Source organism: Spirillospora sp. NPDC048819, from assembly GCF_040650055.1.
Classification (GTDB): Bacteria; Actinomycetota; Actinomycetes; order Streptosporangiales; family Streptosporangiaceae; genus Spirillospora.
The window spans coordinates 92155-115469 of the sequence record NZ_JBEZGN010000011.1; the positions used below are offsets into that span (position 1 = coordinate 92155).

Below are 23315 nucleotides of genomic sequence, written 5' to 3' on the forward strand. Positions count from 1 at the left end.
GCTCACCGCGTGAAACGCAGGCGATCCGACCGCCAAGACTCCCCGAAGATCCGGTGTCATCCGGCCGCCGCGGCCCCGATCACCCCGCCGGGGTGACGGCGACGGCTTCCAGATAGGTGGACGGGACGTCCACGGTGCCGTCATCGGCGAGGTTGTGGCGGTTCACGTACCGGGTGAGGTCGGCGGTCAGCGCCTCCCGCCCGTCACCGTCGAGAGCGCCGAACGCCACCGTCAGCGGGCCGAAGTAGGACCGGAACCAGCCGACCATGTCCGCCGGTGAGCGGAAGCGAAAACGCCACTGCCGCTCGGTGCAGTCGAGGGCGGAGACGTGCGGGCCGAAGAGATCCTCCACATGCTTCGCGGTGCCCCACAGCGTGGGCGCAGGGGGGCCGGCCGACCCGGCGGTGTACTGCTCGACCAGGCGCAGCAGCTCGCCGAGGTACCCGTCCGGCGCCCAGCTCGCCACCGCGATCCGCCCGCCCGGCCGGACGACGCGGAGCAGTTCGTCCGCCGTCCCGCGGTGGTCCGGGACGTACTGGACGCCGAACGTGGAGACGGCGACGTCGAAGGATCCGTCCGGATGCCCCAGCCGCCGGGCGTCACCGGTCTCGAACGCCACCTCCAGCCCCTCGGCGGCGGCGCGGACCCTCGCCCGCTCCAGCAGCCCCGGCACATAGTCGACCCCGGTGACGACGCAGGAGCGGCGCGCGGCGGCCAGCGCGGTGTTGCCCGTCCCCGTCGCCACGTCGATCACCCGGTCCCCGGCCCGGACCGGCGCCGCCTCGCAGAGCAGCTCGCCGACGAGGAGCCACAGGTTGCCGACCCGCCCGTAGTCGCCGCTCGCCCACGTGTCCCCGCTCCCGGTGTCGACTCCCGTGACGTCCTCGCGCATGCGCCCGCCTCCAGCCGGCTCGATGTGGTCTTCGTGATCGCCCGCCGCCGGGCGTCAGCGGATCCGGGCCACGCCGCAGAACGCGTCCACCTCGGGCGGCTCCTCGAACGGGGACGGCTCGGTGCGCCACCGCGACACGGTGACGACCCCGGGCTCCACCAGGTCCATGCCGGTGAAGAAGCCGGTGATCCGCTCGGGGGAGCGCAGGTTGTAGGCGATGCCGCCCGCCTCGACGTAGCGGGTGATCGCGCGGGCGCGGGCGGTGTCGTCCACGCCGTCCTCGCCCGGCGTCCCGAAGACGTCGGTGCCGTCGTTGATCACCACGTGGCTGCCCGGCGCGAGCGGCGCGACCAGCCGGGCGAGGACGCCCTCCGGGTCCTCCTCGTCGGTGAGGTGCCCGAGGATGCCGAGCAGCAGCAGCGCCACCGGACGGCCGAAGTCCAGCGTCTCGGCGGCCTTGGCGAGGATCACGTCAGGATCGCGGATGTCGGCGTCGATGTAGGAGGTGGCGCCCGCCGGCGAAGAGCTGAGCAGCGCGCGGGCGTGCGTGAGGACGAGCGGGTCGTTGTCGACGTACACGATCCGCGCGTCCGGCGCGGCCCGCTGCGCGACCTCGTGCGTGTTGTCGACCGTCGGCAGACCGGTGCCGATGTCGAGGAACTGCCGGATTCCGGCCTCGCCCGCCAGATACCGGACGGCGCGGCCGAGGAAGGCCCGCGAGTGCCGGGCGATGTCCGCCTGCGCCGGGAAGATCCGGAGGAACTCGTCGCCGACCTCCCGGTCGACGGGGTAGTTCTCCTTGCCGTTCAACCAGTAGTTCCAGATGCGCGCCGAATGCGGGACGGACGAGTCGATCTGCGGTTGCCCGGCCACGGGACCCTCCAATGTCGAGATTGTCGCGGTCTGCGGGTGATCATACTTTCCGTCGTGCTGACTTTCCGTCGGACGCGCTGTCTTCTCGCCGACACCCCTGCCGAAACCGGGGTCACCAGGGCTAGGATCGCGATCTAGAATCCGATTCGGGTGTGCCGGAGGGGTCATTGGCGAAGATCATCGAGCACGGCACCTGGACGCTGAAGCCCGTGGACGAGGACCTGCACGACCCCGGCCCGGAGCTGCTGTGGAACGAGTCCTACTACTTCGACTTCGCCGCGCCGGACGGCTCCATCGCGGGCTACGTGCGGCTCGGCCTGTACCCGAACTGGGACCGCGCCTGGTACTGGGCCGCGCTCGTCCGCCCAGGCCGCCCCCTGCTCCTCGTCGCCGACAACAACGCGCCGCTTCCCCGGCCCGGCACGGCCGACGTCCGCGCCGACGCGTACACGGCGACCCAGCGGATCACCGAGCCCTTCGGCCCGGCCCTCATCACCCTGGACGCGACCGCCTCGATCCTCCCCGACCCCACGGCCGCCTACGGTGACCACGGCACCGCCGAAACGACCCCCCTCACCTTCGACCTGCGATGGGACACCGTCAGCGGCGCCTACCCCTACAAGGACATCCCGCGCTACGAGATCCCGTGCACCGTCTCCGGCACCGTCACCGCCGGCGGCGAGACCATCGCGATCGACGCCCACGGGGAACGCGACCACAGCTGGGGCGAACGCGACTGGTGGAAGGTGTCCTGGCTCTGGACGTCAGGCCGCCTCGGCGACGGCACCTTCATCCACGGCATGCAGGCCAACATCGGCTTCCCCCTCGCGTGGCCGTGCTTCGCCGTCCCGCCCGGCGGCGAGATCGAGCACCGCGCCGGCTTCACCGCCGAGACGGCCTTCGCCGACGGCCTGCCCGCCCGCTCCAGCCTCCGCTTCCCCGGCGCCCCGATGACGGTGACCCCGGTGGCGTTCGCCCCCGTCGCGATCACCTCGCCCGACGGGCGCCCCGCCCGCTTCCCCCGCGCCCTGTGCCGCTTCGACACCGACGACGGCCGCACCGGCCACGGCTGGACGGAATGGCACCAGCCCCCCGGCTGGCGGGACCACGGCTGGTCCCATCTCGCCGAGGAGAACCCATGACCCGACCGGTCTCCGGCGCCGGCGACCTGACCGCGTCCTGGGTGAGCGACGCCCTCGGCACGGAGGTCACCGCCGTCCGCACCGAGCCCGTCGGCACCGGCCAGGTGTCCGACAGCCTCCGCCTCTTCCTCACCTACGCCGGCCCCGCCGGCCTTCCGCCCACCATGGTCGCGAAGGTCCCCGCCGCCGACCCGTCCAGCCGCGCCGCCGCCCGCGCCATCCGCACCTACGAGGTCGAGTCGAGCTTCTACGCCGAGATCGCCGGCCGTCTCGACGCGGGCATCCCGGCCTGCTACTTCGCCGCCTACGACCCCGAACCGGACGAGTACGCCGTCCTCCTGGAGGACCTCGCGCCCGCCGTGCCGGGCGACCAGCTCGCCGGCATCACCCCCGAGGACGCCGCCGCCGCGATCGACGAGATGGCCGCGCTGCACGCCGCCGGCTGGGACGACCCGGAACTCGCCGCCCTGCCCTGGCTCAACCGCCACGACGCCGACTCGGCCGCCTTCACCGCCGCGATGGTCACCGGCCTGTACGACGGCTTCAAGGAACGCTACGCCGCCGACCTGGACCCCGGCGTCATCGCCCTGATCGAGGACTTCCTCCCCTCGATCGGCGCGTACCTGGCCGACCGGGAGGGCCCGTCCACCCTCTTCCACGGCGACTTCCGCGCCGACAACCTCCTGTTCGGCGGCCCCCGCGCCGCCGTCCTGGACTGGCAGACCTGCGCCTACGGCCCCGGCCCGGCCGACCTCGCCTACTTCCTCGGCTCCAGCCTCCCCACCGAGACCCGCCGCACCCGCGAACGCGCCCTCGTCGAGCGCTACCACAAGGCCCTGACCGCCCGCGGCGTCACCCTCGCCTGGGACGACTGCTGGGACGCCTACCGCCGCCACGCCTTCCACGGCATCGTCATGTCCATCGGCGCCTCCATGATCGTCGAACGCACCGACCGGGGCGACGAGATGTTCCGCACCATGACCACCCGCCACGCCCGCCACGCCCGCGACCTGGACTCCCTCACCCAGATCTCCTGACGCGCGGCTCCGGCCTAAGCCGGTTTGCGGGCCACCGCGCCCCACAGTGCGGCGGGTGCGGACGCCTCAAGGTCGGACCGAGGACGCCACCGGGGAACCTGGACGACGCCGGGCTCGACGAGGTCCAGCCCGCGGAAGAACCCGGAGACCTGCTCGCGGTCGCGCAGTGTGACCTTCTCCGCCGAGTTCTCGTTCATGGCCCGTTCGAACGCGGCCATCTCCTCCGGGAAAATGTCCTTCGCGGTGTGGGAGACCACCAGGTAACTGCCCGGCGGTACGGCGGCCATCAGGGTTTCCGTGATCCGGTACGGGTCCGCGGCGTCGGAAATGAAATGGAGGACGGCGACGAGCATGACCGCCACCGGCTCGGTGAAATCCAGCGTTCGGGAGGATTCCCGCAGGATCCCGCCGGGGTCGCGCAGGTCGGCGTCGATGTAGTCGGTCACGCCCGGGCCGCTGCTCCTCAGCAGCGCCTCGGCATGAGCCAGCACGATCGGATCGTTGTCGACGTAGGCGATCCGGCATTCGGGCCTGACGGCCTGGGCGACCTCATGGGTGTTATTGGCGGAGGGCAGCCCGGTGCCGATGTCGAGGAACTGGCGGATCCCGGCCTCGGCGACCAGGTACTCCACCGTCCGCGCCAAGAACGCGCGGTTGGCCCGCACGGACTTGACCGTGGCCGGGAAGGCTCGCAGGCCGGCTTCAGCGGCCGCCCGGTCGGCGGCGAAGTTGTCCTTGCCGCCCAGCCAGACGTCATAGACCCTGGCCGGATGGGGGGTGTTCGAATTGAACCGGGAGAGCTTGTCCTGATCCGACGACTCTCCGGGCAGATCCGATGCCACGAACGTCTCCTCAAGGACCGCTATCAATTGTGCGGAATCACCATATCCGGCATGCCTTCGGCTCTCTGCTCTTTCAGGCGCCGGCGCCGCCGTCCACCGGAACGTTCGCGCCGGTCACCATCGACGCCCGGTCGCTGAGCAGCCACGCGGCCGCCTCCGCGATCTCCCGGGGCTCGGCCATCCGTCCGAGCGGGATCGATGCCTTCGCCCGCTCGATGATGCCGGGCGTCGCCGCCTCCCAGGCGTCGATCATCTCCGTGGCGGTGCCGCCGGGGGTGATGCCGTTCACCCGGATGCCGTCGCGGGCCCAGCTCACCGCGGCGGTCTCGGTGATGCTGTTGAGCGCGCGCTTCATCGCGCCGTACGCGGGCAGGGCGGGGTTCGCGCGGCGGCTGCCGATGCTCGAGGTGTTGACGATCGCCCCGCCGCCGCTGCGGCGCATGAGCGCGGCCTCGGCGGTCATGGCGGTCCAGTGCGAGCGGAAGTTCACGGCGAACTGCTCGTCGATGTCCTCCTCGCTCGTGGCGTCGAGCGGGCCGGGCCGCTGGATCACCGCGCCGTTGTTGAAGGCGCCGTCGAGCCGCCCGTGCAGCTCCTCGACGCGGTCGACGGCCGCGCGGACGCTCGCGCGGTCGGCGAGGTCCAGGGTGACGGCGTCGGCGACGCCGCCGTCGGCGCGGATCTCGGCGACGATCCGCTGGAGGGCTTCGGTGCTGCGGGCGGCGAGCACGACGGCCGCGCCTTCCCGAGCGAAGAGCCGGGCGGCGGCCGCCCCGATGCCGCGGCTGGCGCCGGTGATGAAGACGACCTTGCCGGAGAGCAGGCCGATGGTCGCGATGTCGGTGTTGTTCGTCATGACGACAGTGTTGGGTCGGCCCCCGGACCGTATGCAGGCACAAGCGGTACCAGGATCCGCCGCCGCACGGCGTGCAGACTTGGGGTATGGACAAGCATGAGCTCGGGGCGTTCCTCCGCAGCCGCCGTGAGCGGCTACACCCGGAGGACGTCGGCCTCCCCTCGGGCTCGCGACGCCGGACACCGGGCCTCCGCCGCGAGGAGGTCGCGGTCCTCGCGCACATCTCCACCGAGTACTACGTCCGGCTGGAGCAGGGCAGGGCGCCGCGACCCTCGGGCGAGGTCCTCGCCGGGATCGCGGGCGCGCTGCGGCTCACGGACACCGAGTCCGATCACCTGCACGTCCTCGCAGGCACGGCGCCGAGCCGCACCGGCCTCCACCGGCGCGACGTCCGCCCGAGCATCCTCGCGCTCCTCGAACGACTGCCGCAGACGGCCGCCTTCGTGACGTCCGCCGCGTTCGAGGTGCTGGCGTGGAACGACCTCGCGGCCGCGCTCATGGAGGACTTCGCCGAACTCGCCCCGCAGGACCGCAATCTCGCGCGCCGGGCCTTCCTCGGGCCGTCGCCCGCCGATCAGCCGCTCTACGGGATCTCGGATGCCGCGGAGTTCCGGCTCAACGTCGTCATGGTGCTCCGGTCCACCCTCGCCCGCTACCCGTCCGACCCCGCGGTGACCGGACTCGTCGACGACCTCCGCGCCGGCAGCCCCGAGTTCGCCCGGCTCTGGGAACGGCACGACGTGCAGGCCGCGCCGATGCTCACGAAGACCTTCCGCCACCCGGTCGTCGGAGAGATCACCGTCGACTGCGACTCGCTCGCGCTCACCGACCGCGACCAGCACCTCGTCCTCTACAGCGCGCCACCGGGATCCCCCGGCGCCGAGGCCCTGGCCCTCCTGAACGTCCTAGGCACCGACGCCGCCGACTACCTGCGATAACCGTCCCAGCCCACCGCCCCGCGAGCTGGACTCGCTTGCGCTCACCGGGTGACACTCCAGCGCATCCGGGCGCCGGCGGGGCCTGGGCCCTGGGGCCCTGTTTTCGGGTTTTGCCTTGACATGAATGGACGCCGTCCAATTTACTGGGAGCGCTCCCAAAAAACTGGTGTTCATCATGTTCACGCAAGTGTGGGAGCGCTCCCATACTTAGTTGAAAATGGGATCACGGGGCTCGGCGTCCGCCTTCGCGCGGTGCCGTGGGAAAGGTTTCGGGCAATGACCGTAAGTGGCGGGGCCTCGGTCTCTCAGGCGCCATCCGGCGACGGCGGGCCGGGCTCGGCGGGCGATGACGCGGTGCCGGCCGCACCCGGCCGGTGGGACGCTCACGTGTGGTGGATCGCCTTTGCCGCCGGAGTGATCGGCGCAGCGGCCGTGTGGCTGTTCATGCCCCATGGCCGCGACATCGGGTCGGCTTGGGAACTGCCGGTCAAGCTGCTCGTCTTCGCCTGCCTGGCCTGCGGAATCGCACTGTTCCCCTGGCCGTCCAAGCTTCCCCATTGGGTGCTGTACGCGCCGTTCCTCTTCTTTACCGGCTACCTCGTTCCGCGGATCAGCGGCTTCTACTATCTGGACGGCGAACGCGCCCAAGGCGACAGTTTCTACACACATCTATACCTGCTGCTTTATCCGGGCGTCGTCCTCACCATCGCCGCCGCTTACCGGCTCGGCGGCGGGACGCCCGGACGGTGCCTGAAGGTCGTCTTCACCGGAATCGTCATCATCTTCTCCGGCTTCCTCGACCTCATGTGGTACGTCGTCAACCCGATCGGCATCCCGCAGGAGATCGACGCCCCGCACATCAACCTGATCACCGGCGGCCCGATCTCGTTCGGCGCGACGGTCGTCTTCGCACTGGCCCATCTTCCGATCATCGCCGGGTTCAACCTGCTGCCTCTGGACCGCTGGATCGGGCGCCTGCTCGGCACCGGACGGGTCCGTACCTGAGGCGGGAAGGGACACCATGCCTACGTACGGGGACGCGTCCGCCGCCATCGAGATCTCCGTGGCGGCGCCCGCCTACAACGAGGCGGAGAACATCGCCGCGGCGGTGACCGAATGGCGGACCTACCTGGAACGCGACACGGCGATCGCCGCGTGGGAGATCGTCGTCTGCGACGACGGGAGCACCGACGCGACCGGTGACATCCTCGAAAAGCTGCGTGCGGACTGCCCCGAACTGGTCGTCGTGCGGTTCGACCGCAACCGGGGGGCGGGCGCCGCGATCCGCGCCGCGATCGCGCACACGCGGATGGAGTGGGTGCTGCTCCTGGACTCCGACGGCCAGTTCCCGATCGCCAACCTCGACCGGTTCCTCGGGCTCGTCCGGGCCGGTGAGGGGACGGCCTTCTCCGGCGCCCGGATCCGGAAGGCCGACGGCGCCGCGTACCGGTGGGGCTCGGCGGCGAGCGGCGCGGTCAGCAACGTGCTGCACCGCACCCGGTACCGCGACTTCAACTCGATCTTCAAGCTGGTGCACGGCCCGCTGCTGCGCGCGCTGCCGCTGGAGGCCGGCGGGATGAACTGCTCGACCGAGATCACCGCCCGGGTCGTCGAGCTCGGCCGCACCTGGGTGGAGATCCCGATCGAGCACCGGGCGCGGGCCGGCGGCGGACGCGGCTGGCGGTACTGGCGCGGCGCCCGCGACCGGGCGCTGCTGGTCGGCTACCTCGGCTACCGGCACTGGCTGCAGCGGCGGGGCGTGCTGCGCGCCCCGTCCGCCGGCGATCTGGAACGGCGGGCCGCCGGGGAGGTCCGGTGAGCGCCGCGGTCGCGATGTTCAGCGGCGGGCGGGGCGGTGCGGCGATCGCGCGCCGGCTGCTGCGCACGCCCGGGATCGGGCTGTCCCTGCTGATCAACGGCTACGACAACGGGATGTCGACCGGCGCGCTGCGCCGTTACCTGCCGGGGATGCTCGGGCCGTCGGACTTCCGCAAGAACCTCCTCCTGCATCTGGACGCCCGCGACCCGGCGCAGGCGGCGCTGGCCTCCGTCCTGGAGCACCGCCTCCCGGACGGGACGACGCCGCGCGATCTCGCCGAGTTCGTCGACGGGCTCGCCGTCGACCTCGTCGAGGGATGCCACGCGCTGCCCCGGCGGCCGCGGCTGGCGATCGCCCGGGACCTGGCCGTCTTCCTGGACCGCCTCGGCGCCGGCGCCGGCCGCTTCGACCTCGCCGACTGCGCGCTCGGCAACCTGGTGTTCGCCGGCGCCTACCTGCGGCTGGGGGAGGACTTCAACGCGGCGGTCGGCTCGTCCGCCCGGACGTTCGGGTCCCCGGTGCGGCTGCTGAACGTGACCGGCGGCGAGAACGCCCATCTCGTGGCGCTCAAGGAGAACGGGCGGCTGCTGGCGGACGAGGCGGAGATCGTCGCGCCGCAGGACCCGTCGCCGATCACCGGCCTGTTCCTGCTCCGCGAGCCGGTCCGCGACCGGGACGAGCTGGAGGCGATGCCCACCGGGCGGCTGCGGCGGGTCCTGGCCGGACGCCGCGCCGAGGTGTCGCCGAACCCGGCGGCGCTGGAGGCGATCCGGGACGCCCGCCTGATCGTGTACGGGCCCGGCACCCCGCATTCGTCGCTGTTCCCGAGCTACCTGACGCCGGGCGTCGCGGACGCCGTCGCGGCGAGCCGCGCCGCGGCGAAGGTCATGGTCGTCAACATCCGGGAGGACCACGACGTCCGGGGGCTGAGCGCGTCGGAGCATGTCGGCCGCGCCCTGCTCCATCTCGGCGACCCGTTCAACGAGCGGCGGACCGTCACCCATGTCCTGTGCCATGAGAACCCGGCCGCGGGCGTCCCGGCGGTTCCGGTGGACGTCCCGGAGGGCGGCGGGCGGGTGAGGGCGCGGTGGATCAGCGCGGACCTGGAGGATTCCGCGCGTCCGGGCACGCACAGCGGGCGGCGCACCGTGGACGTCCTCACCGCCCTGGCGGGCATTCCCGCCGAAACGCCGCTGGAGGAGGCCGGATGATCTGGCTCTGCGACCTGGACGGGACGCTCGTCGACTCCGCCCCCGCCCACGACGCGGCCTTCCGCGCCGCGCTCGCGGAGATCGCCCCCGACCTGCTGGGTTCCTTCCGATACGACGACCACGCGGGGGCGGGCACCGACGAGGTCGCGGCCGTCCTGGGGCTGGGCGCCGAAGACGCCGGGCGGCTGATCCGGAGCAAGCGGCGGCACTACCGCGCCCATGTCGACGCGGGGAAGGTGGCGGTGTTTCCGGGGGCGCACCGGTTCCTCGCGGCGCTGGCCCGGCGCGGTCAACCCGTGTACCTGGTGACGAGCGGCAGCCGCGGCTCGGTGGAGCGGGTGCTGGCGGCCTGCTCGCTGGACGGGTGCTTCCGCGGCGTCCTCACCGGCGACGACGTCCCGGTGAGCAAGCCGGATCCGGCGTTCTACCTGTCCGCGTGCGAACGGTGGGGCATCGGGCGGGCGGAGGCGGCGGCCGTGGAGGACTCCGTCCACGGGGTCGCCTCCGCCGTCGGAGCCGGGCTGGCGACGTTCCAGGTGCACGCGGCCGAGCCCGCCTCCGGAGCGATCCACGTGAACGGACTGGACGACCTCGTCGCCCTTCTCGACCCGGAGGCACGGCCATGACCGGCTCGGTGTGCGCGGTGATTCCGGCGGCGGGACGCGGGACGCGGCTCGGCCTGGACGTTCCGAAGATCATGCTGGAGGTCGCCGGCGGCGTCACCGTGTGGCATCTGCTGTACCGCCGGCTGCGGCCGTCCACCGGGCATGTCCACGTCGTCGTGGCGCCCGAGGCGGAGGGGCCGTTCCGGCGCCTCGCCGCCGCGGAGATCGGCCGCGGCGCCGTGTCCGTGAGCGTCCAGCGCGAGCCGACCGGCATGGGCGACGCCGTCTTCGGGGCGTCCGGGCACTGGGCGTCCCATGACGGGATTCTGGTGGTCTGGGGCGACCAGGCGAACCTGTCCGAGACGACGGTGCGCCGCGTCGTGGACGCGCACCGGCGGGCGCCTGGGCTCACCATCCCGCTTGTGCCGATGCCCGATCCGTACGTCGAGTACGAGCTCGCGGGCGGCCGGCTGCTGCGCGTGCGGCAGTCCCGCGAGGGCGACGAGTGCCGTCCCGGCGGGCTCAGCGACGTCGGCGTGTTCTGCCTGGGAACGGACGGGCTCGAAACGGCCTGGCGGGACTACCTCGCCGACGCCGCCCGGGGCACGGTGACCGGAGAGGTCAACTTCCTGCCGTTCCTGGCCTACCTCTCGCAGGCACGCGGCCGCGATGTGACCCCGGTCCATGTGACCGATCCGGACGAGGCGCGTGGCATCAACACCGCGGAAGACCTGGAGTTCGCCCGGCGGGCCCACGCGGGGCGCGCGAGGTGAAGCCCCCGCGGACGGGGCTGCTCGGCGGGCACGGGTGGGCGGCCGGGCCGACGCTGCTGAGCAGCCTGGCCAGCGGCACCGCCGCGGGCACCACGCTCGTCATCGCCCGGGGCGCGGGCCCGCGGGAGTTCGGGCACTTCACCCTGGTCCTGACGATCGCGCTGATCGTCGCCGTGGGCATGCTGATGAGCCTGCACTACGTGATGCTCCAGGAGCTGCCGCGGGCCGAGCCCGCGGACCGTCCGGCCCTGGCGGCGACGGCGTTCCTCTCCACGCTGGCGCTCGGCGGCGGCCTCACCGCCGCCGGGGCCCTGCTGTCCCCGGTCCTCGCCGTCCCGGTGGGCGTCGACGCCCGGACGCTGTGCTTCTCGTTCGCGCTCGGGCTGTCCCTGGCGTTGAACCAGCTGACCGAGGGCCTCCTGCGCGGCCTGAAGCGGTACACGTTCGTGGCCACCCTCAAGCTGGCCGTCGCCGTCGTCTACCTGGCCGGTTCGGCGGTCTGCCTGCTGGTCTTCGGCATCCGCGACGCCGAGGTCTACCTCCTCGCGCTGATCGCGACGAACGTCGTGTTCGTCCTGGTGGCGGTGCCGGGCCTGGGGATCGTCCCGCGCTCGTGGTCGTGGGCGCCGGCGCGCTCGCAGTACCGGCTCGGCGCCTACATGACCGTGATCGCCGCGCTGACCGGCGTCCTGTTCGGGATCGACGTGATCTTCCTGAACCACTGGGCGGGGAAGGGGGACGTCGGCGTGTACTCGGTCTACAACGGCTTCCCCAAACGGCTGCTCGGCGTGCTGTTCACCGACGGGGTCGGCCTGGTGCTGCTGCCGGCCCTGGCGGTGGCGGACAAACCGGCCGTGATGCGGCGCATCGCGCGGATCACGCCGCTGGTCGCCGCGGGGACGGCGGCCGTGTCGTTCGCCGCGAGCACCGTGTTCTTCTTCCTGCTCGGCGGCGGGTACCCGTACTCGCTCGGGCTGATGGCGCTGTCGTCGCTCGGCATCGGAGCGCACATGGTCTTCAACCTGTACTCCGTCGCGCTGTCCATGGACGGAGTGCGGGGCGCGCGGCTCCTGGTCGGCTGCCTGGCGGCCGGGACGCCCGCCGCGCTCGCCTGCCTGGCGGCGTGCGTCGCCCGGTGGGGGCTGACCGGGGCACTGGCCGGCTTCGCGCTGGGCAACGCGATTCTCGTGGCGGTGGTGGCCACCGCCACGGCCAGGACGTACCGGCCGGCGGGCCCGCCCCGGCGGCCCGCCGCACAAGAGGGGGAGACCGAACGCGTGGAGGCGCAGCGGTGAGGATCGCCTACGTCGTCAACCAGTTCCCGCCGAGCGTCGCCACCGGGCTCGGCCGGTACGTCGAGCTGATCACGCCGCATCTCGCGCGCGAGCACCGGCTGGCCGTGTGCACGCTGAACGACGGCCGGCAGCCCGTGCACCACGCGAGCGGAACGGTCACCGTGTACCGGCCGCTCGGCCGCGTCCTCGGCGCGATCAACCGCCGGCGCCGGCTCAACCGCACCCGCAGGATCGAGTTCCTGCTGCTCACCCTGAACGTCGTGGTGAGCAACTGGCGGTACTTCCTGCGGCTGCGGCGGCTCGGCCCGGACGAGCGGCCCGACCTGGTCGCCGTCCACGACACGACGAACTTCCTGTGCGGACTGCTCTGCCATTACGTGCTGCGGCTGCCGGTCGTGCTGCACGTCCACACCACCGAGTACGGCGTCGCCCCGCAGCGCAGCATCACCGACCCGCTGCGCCTGTTCGCCGCGGTCGAGCGGTGGCTGGCGCGGGTCGCGCGGCGCGTCGTCGTCCCCACCCCGGAGGTCCGCGACCAGCTGACCGCCGCCGGCTGGGACCGGACGCCGATCGACGTCGTGTGCCTGGGCGGGACGTTCGAGCGGGTCCTCGCCGATCCCGCTCTCGACCGGGACGAACTCCGCCTCGGCGCCGCCGCCCTGCGGGCACGCCTCGCGATCCCGCCGGGGGACCCGGTTCTCCTGTTCGTCGGACGTCTCGAACGGCAGAAGGGGATCTACGAACTCCTCGAGGCGATGCGGAGCATCCGCAAGGACGTCCCCGGAGTGCGCCTGGTGCTCGTCGGGGAGGGAGACGACGCGGGCGCCGCGCGCATCGTCATTGAGACGGGACTGGACGGGCACGTCCTCACCTCCGGGGGGTTCGTCGGCGGGCGGGAGCTGCTGGAGTACTACGAGATGGCCGACGCCTGCGTGTTCCCCTCCCTCTTCGAGCCGTTCGGCCTGGTCGCGACCGAATCGATGGCGATGGGCAAGCCGACGATCCTCGGCGCCGGGTTCTCCCGCGTCTTCCTCGGCGACGCGGACCGGCCCGCCGCACGCTTCATCGGCGGCACCGGCCCGGACGCCATCGCCAACGCCGTCACCGAGGTGCTGACCCGCCCGGAGCTCCGGGCGGCCCTCGCCGAACACGGGGAACGGCTCGTCCGGGAACGGCTGAGCTGGGCGGGGACGGCCGGCGAGACCCTCGCCGTCTACCGCGCGGCACTGGGCGGCCGGCCATGACGACCCTCTCCCTGATCGTCCCCTGCTACAACGCGGCGAAGACGCTGCGCCCGTGCCTGGAGGCGGTGCTGGCGCAGACCCGCCGCCCCGACGAGATCGTCGTGGTCGACGACGCGAGCGCCGACGACTCCGCCGCGATCGCGGCCGGGCTCGGCTGCCGCGTCGTGCGGCTGCCCGTGAACCGCGGCGTCTCGGCCGCCCGGAACGCGGGCGTCGCCGCCACCACCGGGGACGTCGTGTTCTTCCTCGACTCCGACGTGGAGCTGCGCCCGGACGCGGTGGCGAACGCGCTGCGGATCCTGGAAGACGATCCGGAATGCGGGTGCGTCCAGGGCGTCTACGAGCCCGAGCCCCTCATCGACGACGGGCCTGCCGAGTGGTACCGCGTCCTGCACGCCGCGTACTGGCGCCGCCGCCACCTCGGCGACGTCACCGGCGTCGTGTTCGCGCTGGCCGCCATCCGCCGCGACGTGCTGCGCGCCGTGGGCGGGTTCGACGAGACGCTGCGCGACTGCGAGGACGTCGAGTACGGCGGCCGGCTCGCGGGCACGTGCCGCGTCGTCCTCACCGACGAGGTGCGGGGGCGCCACGACGACGCGAGCCGCCTGCTGCCGATCCTCGCCGAGCAGTGGCGCCGGGCCGTCCCGCTCATTCCGCTCGCGCTCACCGCGTCCAGGCGGGGCGGCGGGCAGCCGGAGCACGCCAACCGTCCCGCCGGCATCCTCGCCTGCGCGCTGGCGATGGCCTCCCTGCCGCTGGGCCTGCTGCACCCGGCGCTCTTCGCGCTGCCCTCCGCCCTCCTGGCCTGCTTCGCCGCCGCCGACCCGGGGCTGCTGCGCTTCGTCCACCGGCACCGCGGGCCCGCGTTCACCGCCTACTTCGTGACGGTCCACCTCGCGGTGCACGTGGTGCTGGTCTCCGGCCTGGCCTTCGGCTCCCTCCGCCTCCTCCCGGGCCTGCGGCGGCCCCCGCCCTCCCCGGAGACGGGGTGACAACCCCGGCCGGGGGCAGATCCGGCCGTTTCCTGGACAAGGTCGCATGCGGGATGGCATGAAGTAGGGCGATCCGCTCCGATCTTCCGCGCTCAGGGCGGGCGCACCGTACCCGGGCGGAGCCGGAGGGAACGCATGCACGAGGTCGCCTTCTCCGTGCTGGGCCCGGTCGAGGTGAGCGTCGGCGACCGCGTCCTGCCGCTCGGCGGCGGACGGCAGCGGGCGCTGCTCGTGCGGCTGCTGCTCAGCGCGGACCAGGTGGTGCCGGTCGACCGGCTGGTGGACGAGCTGTGGGGGGACCGCCCGCCCGCGTCGGCTCGCACGCAGGTGCACACGCTGGTGCATCGGGTTCGCCGCGCGCTGGGGGAGGCCGGCGCCCTGATCGAGACCCGGCCGCCCGGCTACGTCCTGCGCGCGGGCTCGGCCCAGGTGGACGTGACCGCGTTCACCGAGCTGGTCGGGGACGCCCGTGACAGCGCCGCCGCGGAACGGCCGGCGGAGGCGGTCGGCGCGTTCCGCGAGGCGCTCGGCCTCTGGCGCGGTCGGCCGCTGGAGGGCGTCGACGCCGCGTTCGTGTCCCGCGAGGCGGCGCGCCTGGAGGAACTGCGCCTGGCGGCGGTGGAGGAATGCCTGGCGCTCGAACTCTCCCTGGGACGGCACGGCGCGGTCGTGGCGGAGCTGACCGCGCTGGTCGGCGAGCATCCGCTCCGCGAGGAGTTACGGGCCCGGCTGATGCTGGCCCTCTACCGCTGCGGACGGAGGCCGGAGGCCCTGGACGTCTACCGGGAGGGGCGGGCGCTGCTGGTCGAGGAGACCGGACTGGAACCCACCCCCCGGCTCCGCTCGCTTCACGAGGCCATCCTCAGGGGCGACCCGGAGTTGCGGTTCGCGACGCCGGAACCGTCGCCGCCGCAGCAGGAGCCGCGACCGTCGGCCCCGGCGCCGCCCGAGCCGGAACCCGTCCCCGTTCCCCCGCCCGTGCGCCCGCCGGTGCCCCCGCCCCCGCCCTCGGCCGCGGGTCTCCGGCGGCTCCGGGTTCGGGGCGTCGGCGTCACGCTGGCCCTGGCGATGCTCGTCGGCCTCGGGGGCGGCGCGACACGGGCGGGCCAGGACCGGCCGGCCGGGGTGCCGGCGGAGGACCGGCAGTGGATTCCGGGGCCGGCATGGGTGAACGCGCCGCCCGTCCCCGTCGCGAAGACGTTCTTCGGCGCGACGATCGGCGGCACGGGCAGCGGCACTATGCCCGGCTTCCGCATAGGGTCGGTGCGGTTCTGGGACGACGGGACGAAGTGGTCCAACGTCCAGCCGCGGCGGGACGTGTTCGACTGGTCGACCCTCGACCGCCTGGTGGCGGGCGCCGAGCGGGCGCGGCTGCCGATGACCTACACGATGGGCATCACCCCGGCCTGGGCGGCGCCCGACAGCCCCAGAAGCGCCTACACCGACGACTCCAGGACGGACCCGCCGCGCGACCTGGCCGACTGGGACCGCTACGTCCGCGCCGTGGTCACCCGATATCGGGGACGGATCGAGGCTTACGAGCTCTGGGACTACCCCAACACGCCCTATCACTACACCGGGGACCTTCCGACGCTGGTGGAGATGACGCGCCGTGCAGGCGCGATCATCGACGCGGTGGATCCGCGGGCCACGGTCGTCTGCCCCTCGATCGGCGACCTGTGGAAACCGGAGGGGCGGCGGTACCTCGCCCGCTTCGGCGCGATGGGCGGCTTCACCCCCTGCGACGCGGTCGCCGTCAAGCTGCATCCGCGGCAGGGGGCGGGACGGCCCGAGGAGATGACCGAGCAGGCGGAACTGATCTACAACACGCTGCATCACGTCGGGGTCCACCTGCCGATGTGGGCCACCGGCCCCGCCCACGACATCCCGACCGTCGAACCGCTGGGCGAGGAGGACGCCGGCAACTATGCCGTCCGCTACTACCTGGCCGGCCTGTACGCCCGCTACGACCGCATGTACTTCTACAGCTGGGGTGTGCGGAACCTGCCGCTGGTCCTCCAGGTGGAAGGCTTCCCCCCGACCCGGGCCGCGCTGTTCGTCCAGCGGCTCCAGCAATGGCTGGACGGCGCCCGGATCCGGTCGTGCGGGCGGGGACGGGCGGCCGGCCTGCCCGCCGGCGCGTGGCAGTGCCGGTTCCGGCTCGCGGCGCCCTCCGGAGGCGGGGAGGAGGGCGCGGTGCGGTGGATGGCCGAGGGCACGGCCGAGATGCCGGTCGAGCCGGGCGCCTACCGGGTGGACCACCTCGGCGGCCGTACGGTCGCGGTCCGCGGCGGGCAGACGGTGACGCTCACCGAACGTCCCATCCTGATCCGCTTCCGCCGTGAATGAGCGCCCTGACCAGGTATGACAGGCCGCTGATAGCAGACGGACAGCCGGGATGGGCTATCCATGCCGGGCGGGCTCGGGGGACGGGTGGCCGGCTCGCGGTCCTTTCGTCACCCGTGCCGTGCGCGAATCGGAGGTCTGCGCTCAATGAAGTGGCGGGTGACGGGGGCGGGGATCGGTGCCTGCCTGCTGACCATGATGGGGATGTCCGGGTGCGCGGCCGAAGACCCCCCGGAGAAGAAGGTGGCCGACAGGCTGAGGACGGCCGTCGCCGCGCTGACCGGTGATCCGCACCGGGCCGACGTCGAAGTCGAGGTCTACGCGTCCACGGTCCGGATTCCGCTCTTCAAGATGTCTGCGGAGATGCGCGGGACGCACCGCTCCGCCCCGGAGCAGCGCGCCACCGACCTCGACCTGAACTCGGTCACCACCACGATCGAGCGCGATTACGGCGACGACCTCGTCAACAAGGGAGCGGTGCGGGTGATCACGGTCGGCGACCGCCTCTATGCCCGCAATACGCTCCAGTCGGAGCAGTGGCGGACGCCGGCGGAGGGGCCGCGGGTCGTCGGCAAGAAGGGGTACGACCCGGCGAGCACCGCGAACATGATCGAGACCACCCTGATCGGGCAGATGTTCCTCGACTCATGGCTCTACGGCTCCAGCCCGAAGTCGACGGCGGCGGCAGGAGGTGAGCGGATGAGCGTTTACTCCATCGTGTGCGAAGTGGCGAAGTGCCTCGAAGACTCCCCGGAGGCGCACAGGAAGGCGCTCAGCGCGTACCCCGGTGACGCGATCTTCAACGCCGAACTCTGGGTGGACGGGCAGGACCGCCCGCGCCGGCTCACGATGACGAGCGAGTTCGTCACCGGCGAAAGGAAGATGGGCCTGTCGGTGAAGTTCGAGGCGTCGCTCACCTTCCACGACCTCGGAAAACCACAAACCGTCACACCACCGGTGAACTGACCCGAAACGCACCGCGACCGGCCCGGTCCGCGGCGCGGCGGCCGGGGCCGGGGCGGGGGTTAGGTTTCGGTGGTGCTGGTGAGGCCGTGGCGTTCCTGGTCGCAGGGGCGGGGGGCCTCGGGGCCGTCGCGGCCCAGGCGCACCATCCGGGAGATGCGGACGGTGCGGAACTCGCGTCCGCGCGCGGTGATGTGGTGGCCGGGCGCCGACCGGATCTCCGCGGCGAGGGCGGTCCACTCGGTGAGTTCCGCGGGGGTGGCGGGGTCGCCCTGGAACTCGCGGAGCCGGGGGAGCAGGTCGGTGAAGTGCCGGGCCAGCCGGTCGCGGGACTCGGCGGGATCGGAGCCGCCGGCGATGGGCGCCCAGGACTCGCCGTCGATCTCCATGACGATGAAGGTGGGCGGGAGCAGCACGACTCCGGGGTGCGTCTGGATCGCGTGACGCGTCTCCGCGCGCACCATGTCGGGGACGGTGCCGGGCGCGGGCATGCGCGCGACGAGGTTCAGCCGCAGTTGCGCCTCCCACTGCCCGCACGGCGCAGGCGGGTCGAGCGGGTGGCCGCGGAGGTAGCCGTCCCCGTCGAGGTCGGCGTCGGTGGAGCGGGGCGGCTCCATGACCCGGTCGCCGATCAGGACGAACTTCTCGACCCGGATGATCCGGTAGCGGCGGTCGGCGATCTCCCATTCGTCCTTGGCGAGCTGCTCGCCCTCCTCGGGGTCGAGCCGGCCGGCCGCCGCCAGCATGGCTCCGGCGGTCTGCGGGTCCTTCTCCTCGGCCGCCGCCGTCCGCAGGTCCATGGCGAGGCCGTACCGGGCGGCGGACGGATCATCGGAGCACAAGGATCCAATTCGCCACTCTTTTCCAATCTGTACCGCATGCCCGAAACTGGGGGAGCCGGCGGGAAGGATCTTCGGGTACTGCAGAATTCGCTCACCGAGTTCCCGGTCGCGCACCGCCGCGACGGGATCGAGCTGGGCGACCACGTTGATGTGGTCGTACCCGTGCATCAGCGGGAAGGTCATGCCCGCATCCTGGCCGGACGACCGGGATGCCCGCTGGATTTTGGCGATATCCACCGGCCGCCTTGCGGCAATTAACCGGAAATGGTCCTATTGTGCATCGGGCGGCTCGGCGGCGGCCATCCGATCAGGGATCGGGATGCTCGGATTGCTCGGATTGTTCGGATTGCTTGGCCGGCGGTGCGGCGTCCGTCCCATTGCGGGACCTGCCGAACCAGGCGGGGACCTCGCGTTCGTCGTCGAAGCCGCGCGCCACGATCACGTCGGTGGACGAGTGCGCCAGGATCGACAGCGCGATCGTCGCGGCGACGAGATGGAAGATCTCGTCGGCGGCCGAGATGCCCGATTTCAGGACGATCAGCCCGTACACCACCGAGGCGAACCCCTTCGGCCCGAACCACATCACCGCGCCCTGCTCGCGCGCGGTCAGCCCCGACCGCAGGAACGACACCCAGATCGCCACCGGACGCGCGACGACCAGGGCCAGCACCGCGAACACCCAGCCCGCCCAGCCGACGTCGCCGAGGAACGTCGGGGACAGCAGCGCGCCGAAGACCAGCAGCGCGGCGAGCTTCAGCAGCTCGGCGATCAGCTCGCCGAACTCCTCGAACGACTCCTTGTACTGGTCGCCGACCGTCGCCACCGTGACCCCCGCCGCGAACGCGGCGAGGAACAGGTTGCCGTGCGTGGCGTGCGCCAGCGCGAGCACCAGCAGCCCGATCGCCAGGGCGTTCAGCGGCTTGTACTTCGGCGACACCGCGAACAGGCGGGTGCGCTCCAGCGCGAGCGCCGCCAGCGGCACCGCCACCCCGATGGCCAGCCCGCCGGCCAGCTCGGCGCCCAGCGTGCCGATGTGCAGGTCGTCCGACCCTTGCGCGACCGCCAGGAACACGATCACGAACGGCAGGACGAGGCCGTCGTTGACGCCGGACTCCACGTTCAGCAGGTGGCGCAGACGCGGCGGCACCTTCTCGTTGCCGACCAGCGCCGCCGCGAACACCGGGTCGGTCGGGGTGAGCACCGCCGCGATCAGCAGCGACTCGACCCAGCCGAGACCCACCACATAGTGGGCGAGGACCGCGGTGATGAGCAGTGTCAGCGGCAGGCCCCAGCCGAGCGCCCGCCCGGGCAGCCGCCATGCGCTCCGCAGGTCCTTCCAGCCGGCGTGCATGCCGTCGGTGAACAGCACCGCGAACAGCGCCAGCTCGGCCAGCGTGTTGACGATCTCGTCGTCAGGGCCGAGCGTGATGACGTCGCCGATGCCGTCGCCCAGCAGGAATCCGCCCAGCAGGAACAGGGCCGCCGTCGACAGGACGGTGCGGTGGGCCAGGCTCGACACCAGCACCGCCAGCAGCAGCAGAGCGGCGAAGACCAGCAGGAGATTCGTCATGACCGGGGTCCTTCGGGGATCGACGGACGTACTGCCGACCAGACTTCCCGGCGCACCGGTCAACGACTCTAACGGTCAGGACCCGCCCGGCGTAACCCGGATTATTCGTCGAGTGCGATGACGACCTTGACGTCGTCGGGGCGGGGCGTGAACGCGTCCTCGAAGTCCTCCAGCGGGACGCGGCGGGAGATCAGCCGTCCGAGCCAGTCCAGATCGGCCCCCGCCAGGGCCCGCGCCGCATCCTCGTAGTGGCCGAAGCCCGCGTTGACCGACCCGATGATCGCGTCGTTCTCCAGGACGATGTCGCGGTTGAGGCCGCCCGCGTCCGCGGTCACCTGGCGGCCGGCCGGCGACACCCCGGTCAGGCAGACGATCCCGTACGGGGCGTTGTTCGCCATCGCCCCGAGGACGAGCTCCGACGCCCCGGTCGCCTCGATGACCACGTCCGGCTCCGTGCCCCCGATCGCGCTCTCCAGGCCGTCGTGGTGGTACGCGGCGCCGAGGTCGGCGACGAGTCCCGGCTTGGGGCCGTCCGTGACGCGGTCGAGGACGTGCACGTCCAGGCCGCGTTGCACGCCCAGCAGCGCGGCCAGCAGCCCGATCGGCCCCGCGCCCGTCACCAGCACCTTGCGCGGCTCCCACCAGGCCCGCCGGCCGACCTTCTCGATCTGGTCCCACGCCTTCGCGACGACCGTGGCCGGCTCCATGAGCACGCCCACCTCCGCCAGCCGCGGATCGAGCGCGACGGCGTAGTCCGCCTCCACTGTCCACACCCGGCTCGCGAAGCCGTCGAGTTCCTTGATGCCGCGCTCGGTGTAGCGGCCGTTGCGGCACATGTCGAACTCGCCGTGCGCGCACGCCCCGCACGGCACCGGGTCCGGCCGCCGCACGACCCCGACCACGAGGTCGCCGGGGGAGAAGCCGCTGCCGGACGGGGCGTGCCGCACCCGGCCCAGCGACTCGTGCCCGATGACCAGCCGTTCGCGGCCGGGCGGAGCGGAGCCGAACTCGCCGGCGACGATCTCCTTGTCGGTGCCGCACACTCCGGCGGCGAGCCCGTCCACGAGCAGGTCGTGCTCCCCGGGCTCCGGAGCGGGGACGTCCGTGACGGCGAGCGAGCCGGGCTCGCCCGGCAGGACGGTCAAAGCGCGCATGGCGCTCTCCTTCCACGACTACGGGCGTGATGACTGAGCGCGGTCCCGCCAGGCGGGGCGCGTCCCGCTGAGATGCCGGGCGGTGTTGACGAGCCCGACATGGGAGTACGCCTGCGGGGTGTTCCCGACCTGCCGCCCCGCGGCGGTGTCGTACTCCTCGCTGAGCAGCCCCAGGTCGTTGCGCAGGTCCAGCAGCCGCTCGAACAGGTCGGTGGCCTGCTCGGTCCGGCCGATGCCGTGCAGGGCGTCGGCGAGCCAGAACGTGCACACCAGGAACGCGCCCTCGTCCCCGGGGAGCCCGTCGACGCCGCCGTCCGCGCCCGTGTCGTAGCGCAGCACGAACCCGTCGCGGTACAGCTCCCGCAGCACCGCGTCGACCGTCCCGACCACGCGCGAGTCGTTCCACGGCAGGAAGCCGACCTGCGGGAGGAGCAGCAGCGCCGCGTCCAGCCCGCGGGAGCCGTAGAACTGGGTGAACGTGCCGCGGTCCGCGTCGTAACCGTGCTCGCACACGTCGGCGTGGATCCGCCGCCGCAGCGCCTTCCAGGCGTCGACGGGCCCGTCCAGCCCGAACCGCTCGACCCCCTGGACGGCCCGGTCGACGCCCGCCCACGCGAGCACCTTGGAGTGCACGAAGTGGCGCCGGTCGCCCCGGACCTCCCACAGGCTGTTGTCGGGGTCGCTCCAGTGCCCTTCGAGGAAGTCCATCAGCGCGAGCTGCATGTCCCAGGCGTTCTCGTCCATCTCGATGTCGGCCTCCCGCGCCAGATGCAGGCCGTCGAGCACCTCACCCCACGTGTCGAGCTGGAACTGGCCGGACGCGGCGTTGCCGACCCGGACCGGCGACGACCCCTCGTACCCGGCCAGCCAGTCCACGGTGAACTCGGTGAGGCGGCGCGTCCCGTCGATGCCGTACATGATCTGCAGGTCGGCGGGGTCGCCGGCGACGGCGCGCAGCAGCCACTCCCGCCACGCCTTCGCCTCGGCGACGAACCCGGTGCCGAGCAGCGCCTGCAGCGTGAACGTCGCGTCGCGCAGCCAGCAGAACCGGTAGTCCCAGTTGCGCGGGCCGCCGAGCTGCTCCGGCAGGGACGTGGTCGCGGCGGCGACGATGCCGCCCGTCGGGGCGTAGGTGAGCGCCTTCAGCGTGATCAGCGACCGGCGGACGGCCTCGTCCCACCGCCCGTCGTAGTCGTAGTCGCGCATCCACTCCGACCAGAACAGCTCCGTGTCCTTCAGCGCACGCTCGGCCTCGACGGCCTTGGGACGGGGCTCGTGCGACGGCTTGTACGTCAGGACGAACGGGACCCGGTCGCCGGCCGACACGGTGAAGTCGCCGTACGTGGTCAGGTCGCGTCCCTCCAGTTCGACGGGCGTCTTCAGCCAGGCGGCGTCCGGGCCCGCGATCGCGTTGTGCTCCCCTTCGCGGTGCCGCATCCACGGCACGATCCGCCCGTAGTCGAACCGCAGCCGCAGCGCCATGCGCATCGGGACCCGCCCGCTGACGCCCTCCACGATCCGGACGACGTCGGCGGCCTCCCCGCGCGGCGGCATGAAGTCGATCAACCGGACGGTGCCCTCCGGCGTCTCCCACTCCGATTCCAGGATCAGCGTGTCGTCCCGGTAGCGGCGCCGCGTGCACAGCCCGCCCGCCGCGGGCGCGAGCCGCCAGAACCCCGCCTTCTCGTCGTCCAGCAGGGATGCGAAGCACGCGGGGGAGTCGAACCTCGGCAGGCACAGCCAGTCGATCGACCCGTCGCGGCCCACCAGCGCCGCCGTCTGCGTGTCCCCCAGCAGCCCGTAGTCCTCGATCCGCAACGCCAAGGCGCACCCGCTCTCATCCATCCGACTCACTCCGGAGTACCCGTGATAGTGGATGAATCTCGCGCAGGTCGGCGCTTCCCGCAGAAAGTCACCGGCA

At 72.6% G+C, this 23315-nt stretch carries 21 protein-coding genes; 13 read left to right on the forward strand and 8 right to left on the reverse strand.

Annotated elements, in window-relative coordinates; genetic code table 11:
* Nucleotides 1-79: 79 nt before the first annotated feature.
* On the reverse strand, nucleotides 80-892 hold the full coding sequence (locus AB0C35_RS17615; RefSeq protein WP_358456561.1) for a methyltransferase domain-containing protein: 813 nt from the start codon (nucleotides 890-892) through the stop codon (nucleotides 80-82).
* Nucleotides 893-946: 54 nt separating this feature from the next.
* Complete coding sequence (locus AB0C35_RS17620) at nucleotides 947-1765, reverse strand: SAM-dependent methyltransferase (protein ID WP_358456564.1); 819 nt, start codon at nucleotides 1763-1765, stop codon at nucleotides 947-949.
* A gap of 167 nt (nucleotides 1766-1932) precedes the next feature.
* Here AB0C35_RS17620 and AB0C35_RS17625 point away from each other — a divergent pair, with 167 nt between their 5' ends.
* Both AB0C35_RS17625 and AB0C35_RS17630 read left to right on the forward strand, forming a co-directional pair.
* On the forward strand, nucleotides 1933-2907 hold the full coding sequence (locus tag AB0C35_RS17625) for a hypothetical protein (protein WP_358456567.1): 975 nt from the start codon (nucleotides 1933-1935) through the stop codon (nucleotides 2905-2907).
* Entirely contained in the window at nucleotides 2904-3944 is a 1041-nt protein-coding gene (locus AB0C35_RS17630; protein ID WP_358456570.1) for a phosphotransferase, read from the forward strand. The genes AB0C35_RS17625 and AB0C35_RS17630 overlap by 4 nt, the downstream gene beginning before the upstream one ends.
* A 14-nt stretch (nucleotides 3945-3958) precedes the next feature.
* On the opposite strand, the gene AB0C35_RS17635 is transcribed toward AB0C35_RS17630, so the two are convergent.
* Nucleotides 3959-4786, reverse strand: a complete 828-nt coding sequence (locus AB0C35_RS17635; RefSeq protein ID WP_358456573.1) for an SAM-dependent methyltransferase — start codon at nucleotides 4784-4786, stop codon at nucleotides 3959-3961.
* Nucleotides 4787-4859: 73 nt separating this feature from the next.
* Entirely contained in the window at nucleotides 4860-5642 is a 783-nt protein-coding gene (locus AB0C35_RS17640; RefSeq protein ID WP_358456575.1) for an SDR family oxidoreductase, read from the reverse strand.
* 86 nt (nucleotides 5643-5728) lie between these two features.
* Here AB0C35_RS17640 and AB0C35_RS17645 point away from each other — a divergent pair, with 86 nt between their 5' ends.
* From AB0C35_RS17645 to AB0C35_RS17695, 11 genes are all read left to right on the forward strand, one after another.
* Nucleotides 5729-6580, forward strand: a complete 852-nt coding sequence (locus tag AB0C35_RS17645) for a helix-turn-helix transcriptional regulator (protein ID WP_358456576.1) — start codon at nucleotides 5729-5731, stop codon at nucleotides 6578-6580.
* Nucleotides 6581-6856: 276 nt separating this feature from the next.
* Entirely contained in the window at nucleotides 6857-7585 is a 729-nt protein-coding gene (locus tag AB0C35_RS17650; protein ID WP_358456578.1) for a hypothetical protein, read from the forward strand.
* A 16-nt stretch (nucleotides 7586-7601) separates the two neighbouring features.
* A complete protein-coding gene (locus AB0C35_RS17655) occupies nucleotides 7602-8399 on the forward strand; it encodes a glycosyltransferase family 2 protein (protein WP_358456581.1) in 798 nt (265 codons plus the stop codon).
* Complete coding sequence (locus AB0C35_RS17660) at nucleotides 8396-9610, forward strand: 2-phospho-L-lactate transferase CofD family protein (RefSeq protein WP_358456584.1); 1215 nt, start codon at nucleotides 8396-8398, stop codon at nucleotides 9608-9610. The genes AB0C35_RS17655 and AB0C35_RS17660 overlap by 4 nt, the downstream gene beginning before the upstream one ends.
* Nucleotides 9607-10236, forward strand: coding sequence for an HAD family phosphatase (locus tag AB0C35_RS17665; protein WP_358456587.1), 630 nt, complete (start codon nucleotides 9607-9609; stop codon nucleotides 10234-10236). Before AB0C35_RS17660 ends, AB0C35_RS17665 begins: the two co-directional genes overlap by 4 nt.
* Nucleotides 10233-10988: an NTP transferase domain-containing protein gene (locus tag AB0C35_RS17670; protein WP_358456589.1), complete on the forward strand. Its 756-nt coding sequence runs from the start codon at nucleotides 10233-10235 to the stop codon at nucleotides 10986-10988. The genes AB0C35_RS17665 and AB0C35_RS17670 overlap by 4 nt, the downstream gene beginning before the upstream one ends.
* Nucleotides 10985-12283 carry a hypothetical protein gene (locus tag AB0C35_RS17675; protein ID WP_358456591.1) on the forward strand — a complete coding sequence of 433 codons (1299 nt, stop codon included), beginning with the start codon at nucleotides 10985-10987 and terminating at the stop codon, nucleotides 12281-12283. The genes AB0C35_RS17670 and AB0C35_RS17675 overlap by 4 nt, the downstream gene beginning before the upstream one ends.
* Nucleotides 12280-13527 (forward strand): glycosyltransferase family 4 protein, encoded by a 1248-nt coding sequence (locus AB0C35_RS17680; RefSeq protein ID WP_358456597.1) that lies wholly within the window; start codon nucleotides 12280-12282, stop codon nucleotides 13525-13527. The genes AB0C35_RS17675 and AB0C35_RS17680 overlap by 4 nt, the downstream gene beginning before the upstream one ends.
* Nucleotides 13524-14519, forward strand: a complete 996-nt coding sequence (locus AB0C35_RS17685) for a glycosyltransferase family 2 protein (protein WP_358456604.1) — start codon at nucleotides 13524-13526, stop codon at nucleotides 14517-14519. Before AB0C35_RS17680 ends, AB0C35_RS17685 begins: the two co-directional genes overlap by 4 nt.
* Before the next feature lie 135 nt (nucleotides 14520-14654).
* Nucleotides 14655-16868 carry a BTAD domain-containing putative transcriptional regulator gene (locus tag AB0C35_RS17690; RefSeq protein WP_358456607.1) on the forward strand — a complete coding sequence of 738 codons (2214 nt, stop codon included), beginning with the start codon at nucleotides 14655-14657 and terminating at the stop codon, nucleotides 16866-16868.
* A 144-nt stretch (nucleotides 16869-17012) separates the two neighbouring features.
* Nucleotides 17013-17831 carry a hypothetical protein gene (locus AB0C35_RS17695; RefSeq protein ID WP_358456610.1) on the forward strand — a complete coding sequence of 273 codons (819 nt, stop codon included), beginning with the start codon at nucleotides 17013-17015 and terminating at the stop codon, nucleotides 17829-17831.
* 59 nt (nucleotides 17832-17890) lie between these two features.
* Here the strand turns inward: AB0C35_RS17695 and AB0C35_RS17700 are convergent, their stop codons facing one another.
* The 4 genes from AB0C35_RS17700 to AB0C35_RS17715 form a co-directional block, all read right to left on the reverse strand.
* Complete coding sequence (locus AB0C35_RS17700) at nucleotides 17891-18853, reverse strand: DUF5954 family protein (RefSeq protein WP_358456613.1); 963 nt, start codon at nucleotides 18851-18853, stop codon at nucleotides 17891-17893.
* Between the two features lie 124 nt (nucleotides 18854-18977).
* Nucleotides 18978-20240 (reverse strand): cation:proton antiporter, encoded by a 1263-nt coding sequence (locus AB0C35_RS17705; RefSeq protein WP_358456616.1) that lies wholly within the window; start codon nucleotides 20238-20240, stop codon nucleotides 18978-18980.
* A 101-nt stretch (nucleotides 20241-20341) separates the two neighbouring features.
* Nucleotides 20342-21394, reverse strand: coding sequence for a glucose 1-dehydrogenase (locus AB0C35_RS17710; RefSeq protein WP_358456619.1), 1053 nt, complete (start codon nucleotides 21392-21394; stop codon nucleotides 20342-20344).
* Nucleotides 21395-21412: 18 nt separating this feature from the next.
* On the reverse strand, nucleotides 21413-23239 hold the full coding sequence (locus tag AB0C35_RS17715) for a glycoside hydrolase family 15 protein (protein WP_358456622.1): 1827 nt from the start codon (nucleotides 23237-23239) through the stop codon (nucleotides 21413-21415).
* Nucleotides 23240-23315: the final 76 nt, after the last annotated feature.